Origin of the sequence: Claveliimonas sp., assembly GCF_037273965.1 — a bacterium.
In the GTDB taxonomy this organism is placed as follows: domain Bacteria; phylum Bacillota; class Clostridia; order Lachnospirales; family Lachnospiraceae; genus Claveliimonas; species Claveliimonas bilis.
Genome location: NZ_JAYAZJ010000070.1, coordinates 1 through 24,200, shown reverse-complemented (window position 1 = coordinate 24,200; position 24,200 = coordinate 1). Strand labels below are relative to the sequence as shown.

At 44.2% G+C, this 24,200-nt stretch carries 17 protein-coding genes; 2 read left to right on the top strand and 15 right to left on the bottom strand.

The genetic code is table 11. The annotated features are described in order from the left end of the window. Nucleotides 1-371: 371 nt before the first annotated feature. A complete protein-coding gene (locus WJ238_RS05730) occupies nt 372-569 on the bottom strand; it encodes a hypothetical protein (RefSeq protein WP_337606396.1) in 198 nt (65 codons plus the stop codon). 165 nt (nt 570-734) lie between these two features. Between WJ238_RS05730 and WJ238_RS05725 the strand changes: the two genes are divergently transcribed. Next, nucleotides 735-1,631, top strand: coding sequence for a DUF6076 domain-containing protein (locus WJ238_RS05725; RefSeq protein ID WP_337606395.1), 897 nt, complete (start codon nt 735-737; stop codon nt 1,629-1,631). 243 nt (nt 1,632-1,874) lie between these two features. Then, on the top strand, nt 1,875-2,375 hold the full coding sequence (locus WJ238_RS05720) for a QueT transporter family protein (protein ID WP_316265883.1): 501 nt from the start codon (nt 1,875-1,877) through the stop codon (nt 2,373-2,375). A gap of 103 nt (nt 2,376-2,478) precedes the next feature. Here the strand turns inward: WJ238_RS05720 and WJ238_RS05715 are convergent, their stop codons facing one another. From WJ238_RS05715 to WJ238_RS05650, 14 genes are all read right to left on the bottom strand, one after another. Beyond that, nucleotides 2,479-3,822 (bottom strand): diguanylate cyclase, encoded by a 1,344-nt coding sequence (locus tag WJ238_RS05715; RefSeq protein WP_337606394.1) that lies wholly within the window; start codon nt 3,820-3,822, stop codon nt 2,479-2,481. Nucleotides 3,823-3,874: 52 nt separating this feature from the next. Further along, on the bottom strand, nt 3,875-4,966 hold the full coding sequence (locus WJ238_RS05710; RefSeq protein ID WP_230104906.1) for an HD-GYP domain-containing protein: 1,092 nt from the start codon (nt 4,964-4,966) through the stop codon (nt 3,875-3,877). 59 nt (nt 4,967-5,025) lie between these two features. Next, nucleotides 5,026-7,524: an ATP-binding protein gene (locus tag WJ238_RS05705; RefSeq protein WP_337606393.1), complete on the bottom strand. Its 2,499-nt coding sequence runs from the start codon at nt 7,522-7,524 to the stop codon at nt 5,026-5,028. Further along, nucleotides 7,508-8,356: a coiled-coil domain-containing protein gene (locus WJ238_RS05700; RefSeq protein ID WP_230104904.1), complete on the bottom strand. Its 849-nt coding sequence runs from the start codon at nt 8,354-8,356 to the stop codon at nt 7,508-7,510. Before WJ238_RS05700 ends, WJ238_RS05705 begins: the two co-directional genes overlap by 17 nt. Before the next feature lie 33 nt (nt 8,357-8,389). After that, nucleotides 8,390-9,769: a DUF4832 domain-containing protein gene (locus WJ238_RS05695; RefSeq protein WP_316265888.1), complete on the bottom strand. Its 1,380-nt coding sequence runs from the start codon at nt 9,767-9,769 to the stop codon at nt 8,390-8,392. 9 nt (nt 9,770-9,778) lie between these two features. After that, nucleotides 9,779-10,462: a DUF4956 domain-containing protein gene (locus WJ238_RS05690; RefSeq protein ID WP_230104902.1), complete on the bottom strand. Its 684-nt coding sequence runs from the start codon at nt 10,460-10,462 to the stop codon at nt 9,779-9,781. Beyond that, nucleotides 10,459-11,217, bottom strand: a complete 759-nt coding sequence (locus tag WJ238_RS05685; RefSeq protein ID WP_337606392.1) for a polyphosphate polymerase domain-containing protein — start codon at nt 11,215-11,217, stop codon at nt 10,459-10,461. The genes WJ238_RS05690 and WJ238_RS05685 overlap by 4 nt, the downstream gene beginning before the upstream one ends. Nucleotides 11,218-11,220: 3 nt before the next feature. Next, nucleotides 11,221-12,981 (bottom strand): CotH kinase family protein, encoded by a 1,761-nt coding sequence (locus WJ238_RS05680; RefSeq protein ID WP_337606391.1) that lies wholly within the window; start codon nt 12,979-12,981, stop codon nt 11,221-11,223. A gap of 27 nt (nt 12,982-13,008) precedes the next feature. Next, entirely contained in the window at nt 13,009-16,272 is a 3,264-nt protein-coding gene (pelG, locus tag WJ238_RS05675) for an exopolysaccharide Pel transporter PelG (protein WP_337606390.1), read from the bottom strand. Continuing rightward, nucleotides 16,248-17,672 (bottom strand): GT4 family glycosyltransferase PelF, encoded by a 1,425-nt coding sequence (gene pelF / locus WJ238_RS05670; protein WP_316265893.1) that lies wholly within the window; start codon nt 17,670-17,672, stop codon nt 16,248-16,250. Before pelF ends, pelG begins: the two co-directional genes overlap by 25 nt. Next, nucleotides 17,669-19,588, bottom strand: a complete 1,920-nt coding sequence (locus WJ238_RS05665) for a DUF2194 domain-containing protein (protein WP_337606389.1) — start codon at nt 19,586-19,588, stop codon at nt 17,669-17,671. Before WJ238_RS05665 ends, pelF begins: the two co-directional genes overlap by 4 nt. Nucleotides 19,589-19,621: 33 nt before the next feature. Next, nucleotides 19,622-21,463 carry a DUF2194 domain-containing protein gene (locus WJ238_RS05660; RefSeq protein WP_337606388.1) on the bottom strand — a complete coding sequence of 614 codons (1,842 nt, stop codon included), beginning with the start codon at nt 21,461-21,463 and terminating at the stop codon, nt 19,622-19,624. Continuing rightward, on the bottom strand, nt 21,460-22,359 hold the full coding sequence (locus WJ238_RS05655) for a hypothetical protein (protein WP_256194738.1): 900 nt from the start codon (nt 22,357-22,359) through the stop codon (nt 21,460-21,462). The genes WJ238_RS05660 and WJ238_RS05655 overlap by 4 nt, the downstream gene beginning before the upstream one ends. A gap of 15 nt (nt 22,360-22,374) precedes the next feature. Next, the coding region (locus tag WJ238_RS05650; protein WP_337606387.1) for an NAD-dependent epimerase/dehydratase family protein at nt 22,375-24,200 on the bottom strand (1,826 nt) is incomplete at its 5' end.

Here is a 24,200-nt window from a genome sequence, read left to right as displayed (position 1 = left end):
CAGCCGCAAAACCCTATCAATTTGGTTGACTGTTTTTCAGAGGTGTGCTCTACCTATCTCCAAAACCCCCGAAAAAAAAAAAAACACGACTCTGTTTTTGGATAAATTTTGATGCTGGGTGTTCTTTCGCCGGGGAAAAAATACATTCCGCGTACAGGCTGCCCAAGTAAATGTTGCGCCACAGATTCAATGCCGATCTGATCTTTGATAATTTGAAAGTGTTCTCTCATATTCTTTTTTTTTCAACCTCGTAATTATTCTGGTATAAGCGATCAATTCCTCATTATTGACCGGGTGCTCTTTCTTCAGTATGGGATTTTCTTTCACTCGATCGAGTGCTTCATCTTTTGTAGAATTGAAAATAATTATCTTTATCTTAGATATTGCAAATATTCGTCAATTTTTCTGCGATCATTTCTTTTTGACTTTCCGAAATAAACAACCGCCCCCGCTTCTTCACTGATTTTTCGCGCTGTAGTCAATCCTAAACTTAAATACTGTGCTAAATCGGAATCGTTCAAAAGCGCTCTTTCTTTAAATGGCAATGATCCTTCATTTCTTTTATTCATGTTCTCGCCTCCTTATTGCCTGCTAATAATTTATTTATCATCTGCCTATGTCTGCATAATAACACATCTTGACGAAAAAGTATAGTTTGCTTATAATAATTTTATAGACAGGACATTATAAGCTATTCTAATATAGAGCCAAACTATTTATGGAGGAATTGTTTAATGTATTTTTATGCAGAACCGGAAAAAAAAACATATTTCTTCTATCCATCTAAAACCGCAAATCCATATTCGTTTGATAAGACTACTGTGCCTTTTGGTCAGATTGTTTTGGATTTTATGGAAATAGACCCCACAGAAATACTAGACTTACTCGAAAAACATTCGCCTGATAAACAAATAATGTCAGTCAATCAGTCTTATTTCCAAATACGTGATATTTTGATAAATAGATATGGTAACGTTGTTGTTTCTTTAATGCTAGAATCCCTTTGGAATAAACGCCCATATACGAGTTCTGATAACAAGCATTATATAGATTTAACCCGCGCTAAAGAGAAATTGTGTAAGATGCGTCTACTAAGATATGAAATAGCGCAGTTCTGTGCTAAGGGTTGTAATTATAATTGGTTAGAAGATACCTTTATCAATTACTTAAGTCCTGCTTTTCAAGATATCCATGTGCAAATAAGTTATGGGGATGGTGAATTGCGTCAATTATATGAAAGTTTTGACATTGCCTCTGTTTTATCTTTTGATTTAATGAATATACAATACTATCACATCCAAATTAAGCAATGCCAAAATTGTTGGAAATTTTTTATTCCTAAAAATCGTTCGGATGAGATATATTGCGATAGAATTTATAAAAACGGAAAAACTTGCAAACAAATAGGATATTTTGAAAAAGAAAAAAATGATCCTTTCAAAAAATTATTTACTTCCGCACGAAAAACCCAATACGCCAGAATAGGATATAATAAACATATTGAAAATTACAGAGATAAACACTATAAACCTTGGCTAAAAGCCGCTCAAGAAGCGAAAGTAAAATTCGAGGCTAACAATGATGTAGATGGGTTTCGCAAATGGATAAAAGACAATAAAAATGCTTTTTAAATAAAGGAGATCCCCCTTGCCCGACACTTCGCCGGAAAAGGGGGTAAATTTTTGCTCGAATATCATTTTGGCGTAATTTTGGCGTAAAGGTTGATTTCATCCTCTTATCATGTTATACTATTCCCCGTTGCAAAGCCCACGAAAACCAAGGTCTATCGGGCTTGCCGCCGATTCCCGGCGTTAAATGAATCGAGTGTTCGAGACCTTCCACTCGTAAAACAAAACTAAAGGAGAGAACAGAATATGAGAAACAAAAACGCAGCATTTTTAACCCAGGCGGCCATGATCGCCGCTATCTATGTTGTCCTGACGTATGTCTTTGCACCGATTTCCTTCGGAGAAATTCAGGTACGAATTGCGGAGGCGCTTACGATTCTTCCACTGTTTACCCCAGCAGCGGTTCCCGGTCTGTTTATCGGATGTCTGGTGGGAAATATCATTGGAGGCGCACTGCTGCCCGATATTGTTTTCGGAAGCATTGCCACACTGATCGGTGCCATCTGCACCTATCTGCTCAGGAATCAGAAACCGGTATTCGGAACCATCCCGCCGATGGTATCCAACACGATCATTGTGCCTTTTGTTTTAAAATACGCATACGGCGTCGCCCTTCCCATCCCGTTTCTTATGGTTACGGTGGGCGTTGGTGAGATTATTTCCTGCGGTATTCTGGGTATGATTGTCTATTATGCACTCAATCGCTATAAGGGAACATTGTTTTCCCGGCCTGCTGCTTTAAAATAAGGAGGGATACCTCAAATCTCATCAGAGCAAAAGGTATTCTTAAATAGGGTATCATTATCTTACTTAATAGAAAGAGGAGGTTTTTCAAAACCCCCTCTTTCTATTATATTTCCCGTATCTCGCATCGACCTTTTCCGCTCTGTTTGATTTCATATAAAATACCATCTGCAGCCTTATATATACTGGAAAAAGATCTGGGCTCCATGCTGTATATTCCGCCTACTGATACAGATGTGCTTACAGACGGACACCTGTCCTTTGCCTCCTCAACATAATCTTTTATAATCTTTTCAACCTTATTTTGAATTGCCTCTTTATTAAAACAAGGCTGTGCATAGACCGCAAATTCATCACCGCCCAGCCGAATAGCTATGTCTGTCTTTCGAAATGTCTCCCGCAGCTGTTTTGCAAAGAAGCGAAGCATCTTATCTCCGGTTCCATGACCATACATATCATTCACACTTTTAAAATTATCCAGATCGATCATTAGAAAGATATATGGTGCATCACTGTTATTCATCTTGGCTGTTACGGTAGCCTCCCCGCCTTTCCGATTATATATTCCAGTGAGGAAGTCCCGATTGGATTCTTCGATGAGGTTTTTCTTCACCCTGACGCTCTCGGAAATATCTACGAGAACGCTGATGATCGCTGAGCGTCCATCTTCTGCTATAATCTTTCGCCCTATATCATACACCCACAAACTGGAACTGTCTTTTTTCTTCACGCGATATTCGATGGCATATTGTTTTTCCTGTTTTAAGCAGTCCAGAACATGCTTTTCTACCATATGGGCATCATCTTCATGAATAGAATTAATGACCAGTCCTTCTGTCTCTTCTACAAATTCATTGTATGTGTATCCCATCATTTCCAGCATCGTATCGTTTACTACATAAAGCGGAAATCCGTCCTCAATATATCCTCCGATCACTCCTCCCGGCATCATCTGGCAGATAATGTCCAACAGTTCATGTTGGGCTGTCTCATTGAGTTTTTCTGTCTTTTCTGAAAAAAAGCGCAGCGGAAAAAATTCTCCGCTTTCCTGATATGAGCTGGCTTCCGACATATGGAGAGTGGTCGCTAAAAATTCTTCCCCCACTCTCCGGAATCCTCCGGTAAAACGGGTAAGGTAGCGGATCTCTTCCTCGCTTCCATTTAATCTGACGGCAGTCTCTACCTTACAAAGACATTCCCAGCTGTTCTCCCCTGTCTGCTTTTCCTGATAATCCATAATTTTGTACTGAATCGGATCCGGTATACTCTTAATTTCTTCCTCAAGCATCCTGGCAAATTCTTCTTTATTCGTCGCTGTTTCCTCATCGCCGGTTCCCAAAGAATACAGGTCGTCTGCAACTATTGACAGGGTTTTTGCAATGTTCCTCTCTTTCAGATAACAGTCAAAGAACCGGGTAAGAACAGGATAGATCACTTTCTTTTCTACCATCTCCACACGACCTCCTTTTCTATTCTTTCCAAAATTTTATAATAAAAACTCGCTACTGATACAGCCTGCGCAGAGGTTTTTCCGCCTGCATGAAACACTTCAGAAGTTTCGGATTAAACACTCCGCACTCTCCGTCCCGGATCATCCGAAGCGCTTCTTCCACCTCAATAGCTCCTTTGTACACCCGTTTGCTCACTAGTGCATCGTAAACATCCGCCAGAGAAACAATCTGAGCCCACATGGAAATTTCATCTCCTTTCAGGCCATCAGGATATCCCCTGCCGTCCCATCTCTCATGGTGATGCTCTGCAATATCATATGCATACTGAAACATCTGGTGCTCCATAATATGCGGAATCTTTTTTAAAAGCTGGGCGCCCTGAGTTGTATGGGTTTTCATAATCTCATACTCTTCCGGAGTCAGTCTGCCCGGTTTATTCAAAATAGCATCGGGAATCGCTATCTTACCCACATCATGCATGATAGCAGCCATCGCAATCTGTCTGATCTCTTCTTCCTTCAGTCCTTCTCCCAACTCTGTATTTCGCAGAAGATATTCCGTAATATCATGAATCCGATGTACATGTTCTCCGGATTCTCCGCTTCGAAATTCAATGGCGGTAGACAATGCTTCCACCATTCCCATATTGAGCAGAATAATCTGCTCTGCCTGTTTTAAAAGCTCACTCTGCTGCTCCTCCACCTTACTGCTAAGCCTCTTCCTCGCGCGGAAAAGCTCTATAACAGAATCAATACGTCTTCTTACTACATAGGGGATAACAGGCTTATGGATAACATCCATTACTCCCAGTGAATACGCCGTTTTCAAAATCCTGTCATCTGCTTCAGCAGTGATCAGAAACACTGGTATTTCCGTCTGAGTCCCTTTTTCATTCAGGATCTTCAACACTTCTATTCCATCCATAACAGGCATGACCACATCCAGCAAAACCGCACAGTAACGTTCTGTCTGTGCAAACAATTTTTCCAATCCAATCCTGCCATTTTCTGCCTCTTCCACACAATACCCGGAAGAAAAAATATTTTCCAGAATTGCCCTGTTTATTTCATCATCATCCACGATCAGTATTGTGTTATTTCTATTTACTGTCTCTTCTCTGTCCTTGCTGCTGTCCTTTTTCATCGTCCACCCTCCTGACCTGGTATCTCTTTTTCTATTTTTCCCCGGAAGCTGCTTCCCATTCAATTTTTAAGCAGCTTCTCCATCGTTTCTTTTAATATCTGGAAATCAATCGGTTTGGAAACATGTGCGTTCATCCCCGCTTTCTGCGTGGAGACAATATCCTCTGCAAAGGCGTTTGCCGTCACTGCAATAATAGGAATGGTCCCTCCGTCTTTTTTCTCTGAACGGCGGATTGCAACAGCAGCTTCGCATCCATCCATCACAGGCATCTGCATATCCATTAAAATGATGTCAAAATAGCCTGCCGGTTTTCCCTCAAACAGCTCCACTGCCTCTTTCCCGTTCCAGGCTTCCTCCGGCTCCATACCGAAACTTTTCAGAATTTCCTGTGCAATCTCCATATTGATCATATTATCCTCGGCAATAAGCACCTTCTTTCCTTCCAGGAAAGCTTCTTCGTTTCCGCCTTTTTCTTTTGCTTCCTCCTGCAGAAAAACCTGTTCTTCACTGATCTGGCAAGGGATCATTATTTCAAATTCCGTTCCCTCTCCCAGCTCACTTTCCACTTCTATGGTCCCTCCCATCTTATGCACCAGTTCATGCACAATGGGCATTCCAAGCCCTGTCCCGGCGACATTCGCTGCCCCGAACTGCACTTCCCTTTCAAAAGGCAGATACAATTTTTTCAGAAATTCCCGGCTCATACCTGCACCATTATCCTGAATGCGGAAATGGTACTTGCGATATTTGCTGTTGCTGTCTTTTTCCTCTGTTACTGTCATCTCCACTTTTCCATCGTCCGCAGTAAACTTAAAGGCATTTGACAAAATATTATTTAAAATCTGCTGAATCTTTCCCCAATCTCCTCTGATATAGATGTCTTCTATATCGATATGGGTCAGGAATTGCTTTTCTGTTTCTTCCGTCTGTAACCGGAAAATTTCTGCAAGTTCCTTCAGATTTTCCTTTATCCGAAAACTCTCGCTTCGAACTTCCAGCTTCCCTTCTTCCATCCGGGAAATATCCAGTATTTCATTAATCAGTTCCAGGAGCTGATTTCCAAGCTGTCCGATCCTGCTTAGCGTCTCCGCTGTCTTATCTGCATCCTCGGTATGATTCTTTGCAAGTTTTGCCATACCGATGATTCCATTAAGCGGAGTTCTCATATCATGGGACATTTGGGAGAAAAACATATTTTTGCTCTTTGCCATGCTGTCTACCGAATCCAGAGAATCTTTTAAAAGCTCCAGCATGGACAGATCATGTTCCTTAGCCTCATTAATATCCCTGAAACCAAGTACCACTGTTCCCTTCTGCAAAGATTCATCATAAAGCATTTGAACATGCACCCATCGGTATTCCCCGTTGAAAAGTCTTTTGAAATCTCCTCCAAAATCCCGGATCCGTTTTTGCACCAGTTTTTCCATGTTTTCTGTAGAAAAGGTATTCAAAAATTCTTCATAATCTTCTTTTCTTATCAGCTCCTTCATGATATCCAGAAGCTGGCTGTATTCCCCTTTCTGCAGGAGCCTGTTCCTCACATAGTCAGACCCTTTCAGCATCGTATACTGTCCGCTTTTCAGATCAATCTGATAAAGTGCGTAATAAGAATTCCCCAGCACACCTACGATCTCATTGTAAACTTTCGCTTTCCTGCTTGTCCGGTAATCGGCTACTGCAAAAATGATCACAGACACAACAAAAATTCCCATAATTCCCAGAAATACATTCCAGGCTCCTTCATAGGATTCCAGCAAAGTGTCATAAGGAATCGTAACGACCGAATACCATCCTGAATCCAGCTTGTAATAATATACGCCTCTCTTGACACCGTCCACTCCTATAATATAAGAATCATAAATATCAAATTCTCCGTTCAGGATTCCTGCAAAAATTTCATCAAATTTCTCCTGAAGATCTTCATGGCTTTTCACAGTAAGATTGTATTTCAGAAGCTCTCCTTTTGAATCTGACAGAAAATAGTTCGTCCCTTCCGGAAGGCGCTGTTTTCTCTCCTGTTCCAGCTGATGGTCCGGATAAAGATCCACTGCCACCACGTCCTCTGTTCCCTTGATCTGTTTTGCCAGGGTCACCACGGTCTTATTCAGCCGCACATCGATATAAGCATCTGTATAAATAGTCTCCCCATCCGCTTCTATCGCCTGCTGATACCACTGTGTCCCCAGTGGATCAAATGTTTCATCTCCTTCCCAATAAGTAGCTGCATAAATTTTCCCATCTACAGATACATAGGCCTCCACATCATCAAGCCCCATCACCTCATCTGCAAATTTCAGATATTGCTGGATCAGCTTCTCATAACTGTCCGTTCGGTTTTCCGGTCTCAACTGATATTCCAGCGTTTCCAGCACAGTTTCGTACTGATTTGTAACAGCCACCTCATTCAATGCATATACATGAGCTGTTTCGCTTCCCATTGTTTCTGCGCTGTCAAGAACTGCTGCACTCATCCTCTGTATAGCAACAGGGATAACCAATATGAGAATAAGCATTGAAAGGAAGAGATAGCCATATCGCTTTTTACGCTTTTTCTCCATCCTTCTTTATTCCATTCTCCAGTTTTATTGATTCTTTCACACCTTCCTGCCCTAGAAGTGCATTGGCATGACGGTATTTTCTGGCATTTTCCAACTCACGGTAATGCTCTCCCTCCCAGTAATCATCCAGGCGCACCGGCATATTCTGCACCATTTTCATCATCCTGGAATTAATATTAAACAGCCCCTGCTGCGCACTTTCAATCTCTTTTATATACTGTTCGATCTTATATTTCGCCGCGATAAGCTGAATCCCTTTTTCTTCCAGCTGAGCATTGATCCTTGCCGCAATGATATCCTTCTGTTTCTCTGTTTCAACCTTTGCTGTTTCGATCATCTCTTCTGCCCGCTTCTTCGCTTCCTCCTCAATGGCTTCTGCATTGCGGTTGGCATCATCCATAATCTTGGAAACTGTTTCATAATCAAAAAATCCGCCATCCTGATTTTTCTTCAGATTTTCCAGCTCTTTTTCCTGCTGGGCCATTCTCTCCTTTAACGCAGCATTTTCTTCCTGAAGGACTTTGTATTCGCCCTCCGGCATATCCTGATCTGCTCTTTCCGACTGATCCTTTGCTTCCTCCAGCAGCCGGTGCAGTCTGTCGTTTTCTTCCTGGAGCTTAGCAGTCTCTTCCTGAAGTTTTGGCACTTCCAAGTCCACCTGCTCTGCCTTTTCCTGACTGTCCTCCATCTTTCTTAACAGATCTGCTTTTTCCTTTTGATGAAGCACTTTTACAGATTCTATTTCATGCTCCAGTGTCTTAATATACTCCTCTACATCTGTTTTGTTAAAACCTCCGAACAGTGATGTCCGGAACATTCCATTGCCAGCCATATCATTTTCCTCCTTTATCTGTTTATGTTTCCTCTATTCATAAGTGTATATGATCTGAACATTATCTGTCTGTCTTCCTTCCATAGCAAGAAGAATATGTTCCTCCTCATCCGGATCCGTGATTCCTATGCCTATTTGATATCCCTGCCGAAATTCATCTGTAAACGGGATATGGTTTGTTGTCTCAACTGTCTCTCCCGGCACCAGATCTGACAGATTGATCTCTATATTTTCCCAGTATTTCAGTTCCCCGTCAGAATTGTATACATACATAGTGACAGGCCAGTCCCAGTACAACGGCGCAAGACCTGAATTTTCCCATGTCATCGTCACTTCCAGCTCTCCGTCACGGAAAGAATATTGGGTACTTAAACGTGAAATGTAATAGCGGTATCCCAGCTCTTCCCGGATACTCTCTGCTACACTTCCATCTTTCAGATCTCCTTCCGGGCATTTGGGACCGATAAAAGTCGTATGAGAATCCCGGATCATCTCCAAAGTCTCTGAAAGCCGGTCTGACAAAAGCTCTTCCATAGTATATTCGCTGGTAAACTCTCCTCCGCTTGGCGCCTTCTCCCAGAAATCTTCCATCGGTTCATACTCCAGTGCTTTTCCGGAGGTTTCAAAACTTCCTCCATTTTGGATCCAGTCCAGCCACTCTTCCGTATCACTTTCACTTCCGATCATGTCATTGTAAAGCCCCAGATCTCCATCTGCCGCCATCACAAAATTTCTTCTCATCAGAAGCCTTGCATTATGAAAGTTATCGGAATAATCCAGCACATAATCCCAGCATACTTCTGCATCGGGAAGCGGCTCAAGACCTTCATCCGTATTGGTATGCCATTCTCCCCAATGTCCCAGACTTCCAAGTTCCACATAAGCCACGAAGTCATCTTTATTACAGTACTTTGCAAGCGCCTGAATTGCCAGGGCATGACGCTCTCTGAAAAATTCATTGGAATAATCCGGAGAATAGCCCGCTCCATACTCTGTACTGTAAAATTCTCCGTCTCTCGTCTTCTCGTACAGCCATTCCGGAATATCTTTATGTCCCTCTTCACCGGGAATATCACAGATAAACCGAAGCACGGCATGCTTATTCTGGCTCTTCCATTCCTCAATATGGAACAGCTCTTCCAGCGCTTCTGTGTCATATTCTCCCTGTGACGGTTCCCACATACTCCATGTCACGCCAATGTATACCAGCTGCGAGTCCTGGCACTCCTCTTCATTGTCCGCCGATGGCGCATACCCGGTAAGAGGATTGTTAAGAGGCTCATCAGTTTCCTTAAAGGATACAGTATGATTCAACTGATATCGGTAAGGTACGATATAGATCAGCAGCGCGGCAATGGCAACGGCAAGTACAGCCATCATGATATACGGAACCTTCGAGTTTCTTCTTCCCATATCATTCTCCTATCCGTGATACTCTCCATTGTACTGGATCAGCGATACGTCCCGTACACCCTCTACTGCCTGGATCTGCTCCATAAAAAGAGTGTTGTTGTTTCTGCAGACAAGCTCGATGGTCAGTTCTGTCAGCTCTCCGCGGATCGTCTTGGATTTCAGCTGATGCTTCATCTTGTTTAGTATTCTCAGTATCTCATCCCCTGCAAGTTCTGACTCATAATGAGCTACCAGTATAAAAATCGTTCCTTTTTTCCTGCGGTTATAAAACAAGTGCACTACAGCCACCATAATAAGCATCGTAGCAATCGCCAGCACATACAGTCCGGCTCCCAGCGTGATTCCCACAGAAATAGACCAGAACAGATACAAAAGATCCATGGGATCCTTGATCGCAGTACGATACCGGACGATAGACAACGCACCGACCATACCAAGAGAGATCACGATATTGCTGCTGATAGCCAGCGTCAGCATGCAGCTTAGTACCGTCATCCCCACCAGAGTCACCGCAAAGGAACTGGAAAATACAACTCCTCCGAAATAATGACCGTAAATTTTATAAATAAAGATTCCCAGTATTACGGCCAGCAGCATTGCAATAACTGCCTTTGTCATAAAATCAGCCGTCAGACCCTGGCCGTCCATAAAGGACTCCCAGACTGAGTTTTTAAAATAATCTCTTATATTCATCTTTTGCCCCTCCTGTTTGTTTTGGATATTCCTGCCAGCATATCCGTTCTGTGGAATGCTCTGTCATAGCATAATGTGTATTTTGAAATCGCGGAAAACTCCTGCCCGTCAAGAGGCAAAAGCTCTTTGATGAGTTCGGGGATCATTTCTGTAAATTTCACTTCCAGAACCATCATATTCTCATCCAGCACCGAGGTAACCGGAAGGAACGGATCGAAAATATCATAATCAAAGGCCCCTGCCCGCACATCTCTGTCAAAGGTAATTCTTACATCACCTTCCGGTCGGATCAAAGGTTCTCTTTCGTAGTCTACGACTACTTTGGGTCTTTGCAGTTTCACTGTACACTCATAGTAAAATTCCCTGCACAAAGGCTGTTCACTGGAAAGGAGAAATTCGTAATCCCCTTCCAGTATCTTTCTGTATTCCTCTTTTGTAAGGGATGCGGAATCTTTATGAATGTAACTGCCCCACTTTTTCTTCCGCTCCAGCTTGATACTGGAATCGCTGTAGTTATAAATCCGGATCCGCCATTTCTGCCGATCTACGACACCCATGATCTTCTCCTCATATGCCGAATCCCAATAATCGTCAAAATACAGACTGCGAATCGTGTACTGTCCGTCCGCCGCATGAGCATCTCGCTCCATAAATGGAAGCAGACGCCTTTTCAAAAGCTCTCCTTCCCACAGAGAAATATAATATTTCCACTCATTCCGGTAAACCGGCTGTCTCATTCTCAATCCTGCCATCATTCATCAATCCTCGCTGTAGCTGACGGCAGAAATACTGCCATCCTGCTGTACGTAAAAACAAAGAGTACTGTAGGCTTTGCTTCCCGCCTCTGTCTGATAATATTCATAGGCGTCCTGGGAAACGTCATTTGAACCGGTTGCCCGTACCCGAACAAAATACTGTCCCGGAGAAAGTGATCCGGCATCCACTCTCGTTTCCCCGGTCTGTTCGCTTACCATACAGTCAGAAAATGTATAGTCTCTGGAAAGCTCCACAGAATAAGTGATGTCACCGCCGCCTTCCTGATAGGATTCCTCCCACTGAAGGACAGTGCTGTCTCCCTGCTTTACCGGTTCCAGAATATGGAACGGCCATGCGGAGGCCATACTGCTTGTGTATTCCTCATAGTTCGTCCTGATCTCCTCCGCCATACTCTGAACAAGGATGTTATAATTTTCTTCGTTCACTCTGGCATACGTCTGATCAGGCAGGGAATATACATAGTCCTCTGTCGCTTTTTGCAGACCATCTATCTTTTCCTGTACATTTTCTTCTGTCAGATAGTTCTCATAGAGATCCTGCACCGCACTGTCCAGATTCTGTCTGCAGGATGGGTCTTTTAAGATTCTCTCAAACAGGACCGTATCTGAAAAAGTAAAAATTCCTTTATTCCAGGATCTCTGGTAAGTCTCATCCTCCATGGCCTCATAGCCTTCTTTCAAAATCCCGTCGTTATCCCAGGAAATGAAGTACCATTTATCGACGCCCCTTGGACTGTACAGGTAATAATTTCCGTCCAATACATCTTTATTTCCCATTAAAATGTGAAATGCCATCCAATAGTAAAGATTATCCTTGTCAAAATACTGTTCCACTACATCGCTGATTTCATTATCTGTGTCATTCACTGCATCAAGAAGGGCGATAAGAGTATCGTGTTCTTCTGATCCATCCACCTCCAGATACTGTTCAAATGCATCTTTATCGTAATTTGCATCTGTAGCCAGCATAATTACGTCTTCATGCCTTTGCCAGTCAAAATTTCCCACCTGGTAAAGTGCGCCGTCATTGTCAAATCCGTGATTTTTCAGGTATGTTTTATTGATCTGTTCCACCTGGGTGTAAAGCCCGTAATCCTGGAACAATCCGTCCTCTCCCTCTGTCTTATCTTTCACATAAAGGTGAACCAGCTGTGTTCTGGCGCCGATCATTTCCGGGATCTCCTGGATCAAAGAATACGCCAGTTTATTTTTAAATCGGACAGGATCTCCGGAATGTTTATTCAGTGAAATTGTCTTTTGTCCATTATAATCACCATCGCCGTCCTTGATCTTGATCCGGTAGCTCTTCTGCTGCTGCCGGGAAGCGCCCTCCCCTCTAAGCTGCACCGTAGCGTTGGCAGTCCGGTCACTGTAGCCGAATTCTCCTTCCACCGGGCCGGCTTCATCGCCGACCTGAAGCACAGCCTCACATTTGTATGGAGTAATGGAATGTTCCTCATAGTAAGACAAAGGATAACTGTTGATCTCTGTCCAGGTATGATCTGTATCATCTTCTTCATTTCCCTGCCCTACTGTCAGATACATGGTCACGACTTCATTATTTTCTTCCTCATATAACGACTTATTATCCTGAAGCTCATAATCTGAAGAACTCTGTCCCGTCGTTTCATACGTTTCATCGGCGCTTACCAGTGTCCCGCTGTCGCCGCTGCCGGCGGCGCATCCGGCAAGCAGCGCCGGCAAAAGCAGCAGGCTTAGGATTTGCCCTGTCTTTTTTCTCATATTCTTCCTCCTTGTACCGCAGCTTTTCTACTCTTCTTCTACTACATCTGTAATCGTCCCGTCAGCCTGCACCACAAATGCTTTCGTTCCGTACGCTTTTCCTCCTCCATCTTCCCGGGAGTAATAGTCATAGCAGTCCTGCACATAACCGGACTCATTGACCGCCTGCACCTTCAGATAATACTGTCCGGCCGGAAGCATGTCAAAGCTGACCTCCGGAAGCTGCAGACCATCCGCCTGATAGATCACATCCGTATAGTCACAGTCCCGAGCCAGCACTACACGGTAAGTAATATCTTCTCCATCTGTATCATAGGCAGTCTCCCACAATACATTAATTTTTCCATCCTCCACTGTCGGAGTGCCCACAAAGAATGGCCATGGTTTTTCCAGACTTTGGAGATAGTTCTGATAGTTTTCTTCCAATTCTCCTGCCAGGGAAGATACCAGCTGGTCATAAACAGCCGGATCATCCTCTCTTGCATATTCCACATCCGGACTGCTGTAAAGATAGGGTTTCACCACCGCACTATACTGTGCTGCCATGTTCCCCACTTTGTCCGCCGTCAGGTAGTTTTCTCTAAGATCTTCTACCGCATTTGTCAGCATATCCCGGTATTCATCCTCCTGGAAAATACGGTTAAATAAAACTCCGTGCAGGAACTGGCTTAATCCACTCTCCCAGGAAAGTCCTTGTGAATAATTTTCCATCCTGTAATAATTCCTTGCAAAAGACGCATCATTATCCCAGGAAATAAAATACCATTTGTCAGAATTTTGAGGACTGTAAATATAGAAGTTTCGCGAACCCACATCATAGTTTCCGATCAGGATGTGAAACGCCATCCAATAGCAAATATTATCCATATCAAAATGCTGTTCCACAATTTCTTCTATCGGAATCGAGTAATCATTGACCTTTTCCAGCAATTCCAAAAGCTTTGTGTGATCGTCGTTCCCCTTGACCTCCAAATATTCCTCGAAGGCTTTCTCATCGTAGTCCTCATCTGTTTTCAGCTTCAGTTCATCATATTGATACCACTCAAAGAAATTAATTTTATATAAATGTCCTTTGTTGTCCAGTCCATGATTTTTTAAATACGTTTTATTAATCTGTTCTACCTGCGTATACAGTCCGTAGTCTGTAAACGTGCCATTTCCGCCTTCTGTAGTATCCTTCACATAAAGGTGCACAAACTGAGTTCTGGCGCTCATCATCTGGGGAATATCCTTCATCAGGTCATAGGCAAGCTTATTTCTGAACCGAAAAACATCGCTCACATGCTTGTTGAGCGCAATGGTTCTCTGTCCTCTCCACTCTCCCATGCCGTCTTTGATGCGGATCTTATAGTTTTTCTGTTCGTTTTTAGAGGAAGTCTGTCCCCGTATCTGCACTGTAGCGTTCGGCGAAGTCTCACCATTTCCGAACTCATCCCCGATCTGAAGGAGGGCTTCACAATTGTAGCGGTCCAGATTATTGTCTTCATAATAATAAGCATCCAGACTGTTGATCTCTGTCCATGTGTGATTTGTATTGTCCGCCGCATTTCCTTCCGATACTGTCAGATACATGGTTACCACAGAAGTCTCATCATCATCCGCATATACTGCCTTATTATCCTGAAGAGTCTCCTCGGATTCTTCCAGCTCTTCCTTTTCTACCGGATCTCCTTTTGTCTCCTGGGTATCTTCCGCTGCCGCTTCTACATCGCTTCCGGTGCTGCCGGAAACGGCACCCGTATCTGCACTGCAGCCATTCAGGAGAAACACAAGGGCAAGCATGGCTGCTCCCGCCATTTTCCGCCGTTTCTTTTTCCACTTTTCCTTGGGTGCATTGGCCTTCTTCTCATCTCTGGCATCCAGGCGATCACACAGCCTTGCAAAAAATCCTTTTTCCATGTTCGGTACAAAAGCCTTCCTGCACAGGAGGAAATAGGGTAGCCTCCTTGTATACCATTCCAGCCTCAGCCAGACAATAAAGTAAAATACAATACCGCCCAGCAGAAAGCCCAGGCCAAAGAAGTTGACAGAGCCAAATAAAATCTGCAGGATCGTGGCAACCACGCTGACTGCAGCAAAGGCCATCGTGCCAAGAAGCGCCCCTGTGTAGTCCTCAAAATAGAGGAGGATCAGCATAATGGAATTACTGATCGCATAAATTCCATATCCTGTACACAAAAACCGGAAAATTCCAATAGATGTATCCGTAAATCCAAGTGAGAGCCACTCCAATAAATAACTCCCGAATACAACGAACAGAATCGTTGAAATAAGCTGCTTATGTCCGCTGAAAGTCAATTCCTGCTTCAGAATGGTCAGCATCTCCGTTTCTGCCTGTTCAATATCCCTGATAGAGCCGTTGTCATTGAACAGACTGTAATAATTCCGATAAGACGGATAAAAACGGACTTCCACAGAAGTCACAAAATTAATGGTCGTGATCAAAATGGAGAAAAACGCAAACAGCGCCGGAACATCATGTGCCGGTGCCCCGTAAAACAGCCCCTCAACCTGGATCTGCAAAGGTCCGAAATACATGATCACAAGATGGGCAAACAGCCCGATATTGATAAAGCCTCCTGTAAAAGCAAGGGATTTATAACGGTCAAACCAGCGCAGGAATGTATACTTGCTTCCCTCACCTTTGGGAAAATAATCAAGAAGCAGCTTATAATACCACACCATCAGCGTACCGTAAGCGATAATAATACATAACATCAGGCTCACAATGCTGACCCATCCGATAACGACAAGGATAAGGGCACAAAGGAAACCCAGCATCAGGGAAATAGTAAATGCAAGCACGATTCCTTTATAGTCCTTAAGAGCCGTCAGGTAAACGATTTCCATCCACACTACGATCAAAATAAGCGAAAACCACAGACACAGAATCTGATAGATCAGGGGCACTCCTGAAAACAGAAGGAATATCCCGTAGAGAACGGCTCCTGCCACAAGCATAATAGAACAGCTTCCGTAAAGAGAAGGCATAACCTTATCCAGCTTCTCCTCATAGAGCATGTCAGATACATAGCGGGTCGTAACCATGTTGAACCAGCTGGTGATACTAAGGGAAACTAACAGACTGTAAGTAAGCATACAGTTCATCAATTCCCTGTCATGGGCTTCCATTCCTGCCAGCCTGGCTGTCAGACTGACACCCGCCAGCATGATAACACCCAGGATCATAGGCCCTGCACAAATAATTCCCGCATATCCGTATGCCCTGCAAAGCGAGAAGAATCCTCGTTTACTGAATAATCTTTTTAAGCTGAAACCGATTCCTGCCATCTTCTAAACACCTCATCATATGCTTCCTGATAGTTGCGTATCATATCTTCATGCCGAAAATATTTTTCTACCCTCTTTCTCCCGATCTGTCCCATCTGATAACGTTCCTCTGTATGGGTACACATCATTTCCAGTGCATCACAGAGCGCTTCCCTGTACATGGGCGGCACGCAGTAGCCCGCCACTCCCAGGTCGTCTCCCTCCATCCCGTTTATCAGCTGTTTGCAGCATCCCACATCTGTTACAACGCAGGGTCTTCCTGCAGCGAACGATTCCAGAACAGCCAGCGGCTGTCCTTCTGAAATACTGCTAAGGACGGTAAAATCAAATTTTTCCATATATTCCAGAATATTGACTGTCCCAAGGAAATATGCATCGGCAAGTCCCAGCTGTTCCTTCAGGTCATAACACTCTTTCGCATACTCTTCATCGTCCTCGGGTCCTGCAATATAAAGTCTCACATTCGAAATCCTGCTTCGCAGATCCGCAAATGCATAGAGAAGGGTCTTAACATCTTTAATCGGGGAAATCCGAAGAACCGCCCCAATATCTACATATCCATTATCCTTTTTCGGCCTCATGGAGGAAAACCTCTCGTAATGAATCCCATTGGTAATGTATCTGCAAAGCTCCGGGACGCATCCCATCTCAATCTGTGTTTCCCTTGCTTTATCAAAGAGACTGGTGATCATAGAAGCCTTGCCATATGCCGCACCCGACAACATATAGAAAAAACGCACCCAAAATCTTTTAAATGCCGGTATAACCCATTTTGCACGGATGATCTCTTCCTCTCTCTCCCGGGTATAGATTCCGTGCTCTGTAATCTCATAAGGCACACCATTGACATAACTTCCAAGCCTCGCAAGCACTCCGCTGTAACCTGTGGCAATGGCATGATAAATATCCGCCTTGGGCACATCCGACTGCAAAATATAGAGCACCGGAAGAAGCATAGATCTGACTGTATGAAAAAGATCCGAAAAACTGGTATAAGGGTATTCTTCATGACAGATTTTCATAAGGATTTCCAGGAAATCCTCACTCATCAAAAACGCCACCGGAGATACCTTATTGTCATGATACATGCGGAACAAAGTTTCCCAGTCAGGCTCCCTGCAGTTTACAAATTCCCGGAGCGCTTCCAGCTCCTCTTCTTTAAACTTGTATTTTTCTTTTACAAAAGGCATGGTAAGAGCGTCATTTAAAAAGATTTCCCTGATCTCTACAACATTGTCAGGAAGCTCATATTTAAACTTTCCCTGATCTTTGGAATCAGCGCCTACCGCCCAAACTACAAATTCATGCTGGGGCATGGCCTTCATATATTGGTGAACCCAGGTAGATACCCCTCCTGTTACATAGGGATAGCACCCTTCCAGTATTACACAGATCCTCATTTTGCATCCTTTCTTTGAATCGTAACCGTATCCTGCTCTGCTTCCAGAAGATACAGATTCCCGCTCAGCTTCGTCAGGCTTCCGCCTTTCACCGACTCTTCATCCGGTGTCCACTCGTTAAAACGGATCATCATCCAGGCTTCATCCTGAAAATTCGACAGCTGGATTTCCAGACCGTCTTTTGTCTCGATCTCTTCTGATCCTAAATAATAAAATCTCTGCACTGCGCCTGCCATTTCAGATCCTGTCATCCGTCGGATGTCCGGCGCCGCCTCTTCCTGCCATTTTTCATAATCGTTCAGATTTTCCACCATGGCAGGCCAGCCAAGATCAGCTCCCGCATCCGGATTCAGCACATCTGTAGGAGAGATAGAATGGGAAACCACATAGTGAAAATTCAGCTCCGAAAAAGCGCTCAGTTTCATATCTTCGCTAATTTCTCCTCCGGATGTTATGCGGGGCGTCATGATCATCCCGTCTTCGTCTACTTCGTATTCCTGCTCCTTCGCATATCCGCCGCTGAAATAGTCCGCCGCCACGGCTGCAATATCCGGCAGAGTATCTTTTATCGCATCCAGTCCGTCCTCTGACCAGATATTGGAAGGAGGCGTATAGACCTGCATCGTCTCACTGTCAATGATCTCCTTCTGAAATTCTTCTACTTCCTTAAGACCTGCTGCCATATCGGATTTATTGTTCCAGTACCTCAGTCCAAGATCTTTCTCATAATCCAGCTCTTCCGTCTCCTCCCCGGTCTCCTCTTCTGTTTCCTCCTGGGTCCCAATGTCGCTGGTTTCCAGGCAAAGAGGCTGCTGATTATATCCGAAAAGGCCCAGCTCTCCGCCGATTTCCATTAAAGTAGAAGTAAAATACTGGTACCGGTTGGAGGACGCTTTGGACTCAAAAGGCTCCTCCACATCATTGTCGTTATTCTCCTGAATGGTCCCTGTATAGGCAATGCCGTACTCGTCTGCCAGATTAATAAGATCGCTCCACCATTCTCTGACATAAAAAGAATACATATCCATATTGTCCCCGTACTCCTCTGTAATGTAGGAGTTCTTTTCTCTTGGAAGGGGGAAAGGAAAACCATCTATATAAAACGCCGAACTGTTAATAACAGGCCATACACAGTACTCTGACAGAAGACTGTAAGCTGCCGCGTAAATTCCTCTGCAGCTTTTTTCGTAATGCCCCAGGTTCACAACAACCACATGCCCTTCCCTGCGGTCCGTCTCCCACAAAAGGGGCACTTCTCTTTCATCCGCCGACACCATATGAACTTCGCTGGATTCTCCAAGGGAGACCGTAAGCGCGGACTGATAAGGATATTCGATGGCATACTCTGTCTGTTCTCCGGTAATCATAAAATCATCTGTGATCCGGATTCCACTGACTTCATAGTAGTCGGCGCCCAGGTTTTCCACACCGATCCTCGGACTCACAAAACTGTACACACTGCCGGTTTCCGGAACCTGCGGCATCAGAAGGTTGCCGCCTTTCTCCATCCAGCTTACCACTTCCAGTATGACACTGCTGTGTTCCTGAAAGTTTGTAAATCCCGTAATGACAATCTGGTATTGATCAGGATCCGGCATCTCTTCCTTGCTAAGATCTGTCTCAGTATACTCTACCTTCATGTCGTGGAGGATCTGCGTCATCTGATCATAAAAGACGGCAGAATTTTCATCTGTACTGTCCCACAGGTAGAGGCAGTCCGGATTCTCCTCCTGCGTTTCCTCTCCACTGTAACCAAGTTTTGTAAAACTGTTATCCTCCAGAATGGAAAGGCCGGATTCCCCGCCTCCTGTCCTTGTCACCATCCAGCCATACTGTCCAAGCAGAGCAACCGCAATCAATATAAATACAATTAATACAATAATAACCGAAATATAGCGTTTCTGCTTTTTGTTCATCCTGCTTCCTTTCTCTGTACCCTTCTGTCTTCCTTACTGTCCAATTACAATTTCTATCTCATCATCCTGTGCTTCCAGAAGATAAAGTCCTTCTGCCACTTCCGTAAGACTCCCTCCTGTCACTTCTCCCGGCGTTCCCTCATTGATCCGGACCATAAGCCAGGCTTCATCCCTGAAATTTGCCAGATGAAGTTTTAATCTTCCGTCTGTATAGTCCCGTTCCACTTCCAGATTGTCGTAAATCTGCACTGCCGCCGCCAGTTCGCTGCCGGTCAGATTGCGGATGTCCGACGCCGATGTATACAGCCATTCGGTATAGTCTGAGATCCTTTGATACATTTCCTCCCATCCAAGAGCCGCTCCCCTGTCCTCGTCCAGGGTATCGTCCGGATGCTGGAAATGAGTGTTTACATAGTGGAAATTCAGTTCCGAGAATGCTATAAGCTGGGTATAATCATCCATAATATATCCAGATATGATACGGGGCGTCTCGATCATCCCGTCCTCCGCCACCTCAAATTCCTGTTCGTATGCCACTTCGTCCAATCCGCCGATATAGACACTGGCAACGGCCTTGATCCCGTCCACATCCTCCTTCAGCATGGTTCTGCCTTCCTCGGAAAGGATATTGGAGGGCGGGACATAAACCTGGAACTTCTCTTTAGGGAACATCTCTTCACAGAAGCTTTTCAGCTCCTGGATAGAGGCCAGCATATCCTCATAACTGTGCCACAGCCGGTAGGACTCATATCCGTCTCCGTAATCGAATCCAAGAAGACACAGCGGCATGTGATTGTACCCATGGAAGCCGATCTCCCCTCCCTGATCAAGAAGCATATTTCCAAAATATCGGTAGCGCTGTGTATCATTATTGCGCTCATAGGGCTGCTCCACATCGTCAGAATACTGCTCGATCACAAGTCCTGTGTAGCGGATGCCGTATTCCTCCGCCAGATTATATACATCATTCCACCATACCTGTGTATAAAATTCCGAGATCGTCATCCCGTAATCCCGCTTAATATATTTGCTCTCCCCTCCGGGAACCGGAGATGGGAAATCATCAATATAAAACGTAGAACCGTTGATCACCGGCCATGCGCATGTTTCTTCCAGCAGGCTGTAAGCTGTGGAGTAGAACCCCCGGTATGCCTTTTCCACAATTCCGATATTGCAGAATACAGCCTCTCCTTCTCCCTGCTTTGTCTTCCAGATCAGAGGAACCAGATTTTCATCTGTAGATTCCATATAGACCTCTGCGTTATCATCCAGGGATACTGACAGGGATGACTCAAAGGGATCCGTAATTACGTATTCCTTGTCCCCGCCTATCATAAAGGGCCGGGTCATCCGAAGACCGGACGTTACGACGTAGTCATTTCCCAGTCTTTCAATTCCGAAGTCTTTTGCAAATACCTGAAAGCTTCCGTTGATCTCCGGGGGATAGAGGGCCATCAGACTTCCCCCTCCTTCCAGCCAGTCCCGAAGCTTCAGAAGTGTCTCATCCAAAATATTCCAGCGAGTCACCGACAGAACAACAGTCTCATAATCTTCCAGGTCATGCCGGTTCGCCTCTTCCCCCTGCACTGTTTCATAGGGAATTCTCATCTGGCTTAAGATATCTTCCATAAGCTCCAGTCCCTGTCTGCCCGTATCATCATCTTCCCAGATAATAAGGCACTCCGGATCCTGGTCCAAAGTCACCAGATCAAGGCTGTCCTGTTCTACAGGTTCCAGCTCTCTTTCCTGTTCCTCATAAGGGACATTCCACTGCACAAAGCACAGCACGCCTACCAGCAATAAAAAGACTACAATCACTGTCTGCAGTTTTCGGAAACGGAAAATGCCTCCCTTTTGCCGCTTTCTTCTTTTCAAATGCTATTCCTTCCTTCTTCCTGCCAGAACCTGATCTGACTCCTTCCCTCCGGCGTGAGATAAATATTTTTTCTGGTAATTGTCTCTAATATCTGTTCAATCCCCCTGCGGCTCTGTACCGCAGAATAGTATTGTATCATCAGCAGATAACCCGCTTCATTTCTGTCCCATTCCCGCATGATATGCTCAATTTCCTGACGGGCTTCATCATATTCTCCAATCCTTAAATCGGTAACCGCTTTTTCTCTCCACAGAGGCAGACGGTCAGGATGATTCTTAAGCTTTTTCTCCAGCATGCCGCTGTAAGAGCGAAGTTTTAAGATCCTTTCATTTCCCTCCGCAATTCCGCTTTCCAGATACTGATCTAAAAGCTTCAGATAACGGTCTGTAATGTCGTCATTGTCCGGATCATTTTCCAATTCCCAGTCCAGCTCCTGAAACTGAAGATCGTATTCCTTCTGCAGCTCTGCAAGAGCTGTGACCGCATAATGAACAACCTCTGTATCATCATTTGTTCGGGCTTCTTTCAGCTGCTTTACATAGTCATCGGGATTGGCATACATGACTTCCATCATCAGCTCTCGTCTGGTGAGAGGATCATTGATAAGAAGCGCTTCCTCCAGAGGTACGACCCGATCTTCGATAGGATCTTCTTCCATCAGGATGCTTCGGTGGATCGCATCATTGATCTTCAGTTTTTCAATTCCCACTTCTTCATATATATCCTGCCGTCCTCTGGTCCGTATCTCCAGAAAAAGGAGTGCCAAAAGCCCCCACAGGGGAACCAGACATACGATCGGCATAAACTGCCGCGGCGCTTTTAAAAGCGATATCCTCATAAGAAGATATACGAGGATACACAGAATGATATGAATGATTAAAAATATAATTATCACAGATTCTCCCATCCTTTATCCGACCGCTTCCACAATCTGATATTTCATGCCTTTTCCGTTTAAACGGTCTCCTACAATACGAAAATTCTCCCGGTTCATCTGCACAAGCAGAAGATAAATATTGCCATCTTCATCCGTTCCCAATACATCGCTGGCACGTATCATACCGGATAACTGATCGCTGACTCTTTCTTTATCTTTGTCTTTAAACCGGATCAGCACATGATCCGCCACACCGGCCTCTTTCATGGATTCCTGCACTTCCAAAAGCTGGCGGAGCCTTTCCGGATAAGCAATATGCGTCCTTGGATCATACATCTTGCTTTCTGCCAGCTCTTCATATTCCAACGCTCTTAGGAAAGACGTCTGCACCAGTCCGCACATAATCTGGAAAATATTCATATAATGCATACCATACTGTTCTACATCCGCCTCCTGAATTGTAATAAGGAGTACCATCGTTCCTTCTTTGAAAATTCCGCATGCATACATGGGCATTCCGGGAACCATATCTGTATTCTTCCACACCTGCCCTTTTTTCACCGTGTCATACAGCTGGCTGTAATCTTCAATACGAATAGATTTTGTCAGCTTTGTCAGCAAACTGTTGGAACATACCGCCAGACGGCCGAATTTCTGCCAGGAATCTAATGTATAAATAGCAATTGTATGGTTTTCCAGAATATCTTCGAGTACCTTAACTCCTTCAAAAAAGATCCGCTCCGGATATTCACTGTCCAGTTTCTGCACTGCATCAAAAATTTTGCCAAAACTGTCCTTAAATCCCAGAATCTGTTTTTTATACTCTCCTTTATTTTCCACAGCCCCGTGGTAAACATCACTTAAAAACAGATATTTGTCCCGCAGCAGGGAATATTCTCTTCGCACAAATGCCAGCGCATCGTCTTTTTTATTGGAAATATAGCCGGTAATGGAACCCGCCATCAGATAAACAACAAATGGAATCCAGTTTTCAATATTATAGAAGAGAATGGTTCCATTCATTCCCATAAGCGCATATTCCCGTATCAGTACCAGACATTCCAGAACTGCTGCCACAAGACCTGTGCGCATTCCATAAATTGTTCCCATGATGATAATATAGAAAAGTCTTACGTCTACAAATTTAAAATAGATTGATTCTGATGTGTAATGACTGATAATTTCCGCAATGATAAATACCAGCACGAGCTCTACATATTTAAGAGCACCTTTTCCTGCCCTGGCAAAAAGAGACATGATCTTTCCTGCAAGTCCGGATTTCTGTGTCATGACTTCATTGACAAAGGTTCTGTAATATGTACCTATATTTTCCATCGCGTTATCCATAGGGATAAACCCGTATTTTCTCCTCAGCTCTTTTGGATAAGACGGTATTTCTGCCACAAACGGATAGTTCTCGTATACGATTTTTGCATCCGGGACCGCAATTTTCAACATATCTTCCAGGTCGCCATAAGTATAATGATATCCGCTTACCGCATAATAAATGCCACTGTCATCCTCTGTTTCTTCTGTCAGCTGGAACATCAGCTCCACCAGATCGTCCAGCGTAAGGAAATTAAGCGGATCCTCCCTGTGGTAAGGAAGCATCACTTTTTCCTCTTCATACATGCTGCGGAAAATGTGTCCCAGGAAATTTTTGTCATTGATACGGTCAGCCAGATAAGGCAGTCGGATCATAACCGTCGGCATTTTACTTCTCTCCATAAAATACTGACACATCTCTTCCATCTGTCCTGCTCCGAAACAGCGGCTGGAATAGTAATCCTTCTTTAACAGCTCACCGTTAATTGAAAAAGTTATTTCTGATTTTTTTCTTTTTTGCTTCTCTATAAATC

What these genes read in the sequence shown, in the direction of transcription:
- WJ238_RS05730 (WP_337606396.1), bottom strand. Translation starts at nt 569, where the DNA reads ATGAATAAAAGAAATGAAGGATCATTGCCATTTAAAGAAAGAGCGCTT.
- WJ238_RS05725 (WP_337606395.1), top strand. Translation starts at nt 735, where the DNA reads ATGTATTTTTATGCAGAACCGGAAAAAAAAACATATTTCTTCTATCCA.
- WJ238_RS05720 (WP_316265883.1), top strand. Translation starts at nt 1,875, where the DNA reads ATGAGAAACAAAAACGCAGCATTTTTAACCCAGGCGGCCATGATCGCC.
- WJ238_RS05715 (WP_337606394.1), bottom strand. Translation starts at nt 3,822, where the DNA reads ATGGTAGAAAAGAAAGTGATCTATCCTGTTCTTACCCGGTTCTTTGAC.
- WJ238_RS05710 (WP_230104906.1), bottom strand. Translation starts at nt 4,966, where the DNA reads ATGAAAAAGGACAGCAGCAAGGACAGAGAAGAGACAGTAAATAGAAAT.
- WJ238_RS05705 (WP_337606393.1), bottom strand. Translation starts at nt 7,524, where the DNA reads ATGGAGAAAAAGCGTAAAAAGCGATATGGCTATCTCTTCCTTTCAATG.
- WJ238_RS05700 (WP_230104904.1), bottom strand. Translation starts at nt 8,356, where the DNA reads ATGGCTGGCAATGGAATGTTCCGGACATCACTGTTCGGAGGTTTTAAC.
- WJ238_RS05695 (WP_316265888.1), bottom strand. Translation starts at nt 9,769, where the DNA reads ATGGGAAGAAGAAACTCGAAGGTTCCGTATATCATGATGGCTGTACTT.
- WJ238_RS05690 (WP_230104902.1), bottom strand. Translation starts at nt 10,462, where the DNA reads ATGAATATAAGAGATTATTTTAAAAACTCAGTCTGGGAGTCCTTTATG.
- WJ238_RS05685 (WP_337606392.1), bottom strand. Translation starts at nt 11,217, where the DNA reads ATGATGGCAGGATTGAGAATGAGACAGCCGGTTTACCGGAATGAGTGG.
- WJ238_RS05680 (WP_337606391.1), bottom strand. Translation starts at nt 12,981, where the DNA reads ATGAGAAAAAAGACAGGGCAAATCCTAAGCCTGCTGCTTTTGCCGGCG.
- pelG (WP_337606390.1), bottom strand. Translation starts at nt 16,272, where the DNA reads ATGGCAGGAATCGGTTTCAGCTTAAAAAGATTATTCAGTAAACGAGGA.
- pelF (WP_316265893.1), bottom strand. Translation starts at nt 17,672, where the DNA reads ATGAGGATCTGTGTAATACTGGAAGGGTGCTATCCCTATGTAACAGGA.
- WJ238_RS05665 (WP_337606389.1), bottom strand. Translation starts at nt 19,588, where the DNA reads ATGAACAAAAAGCAGAAACGCTATATTTCGGTTATTATTGTATTAATT.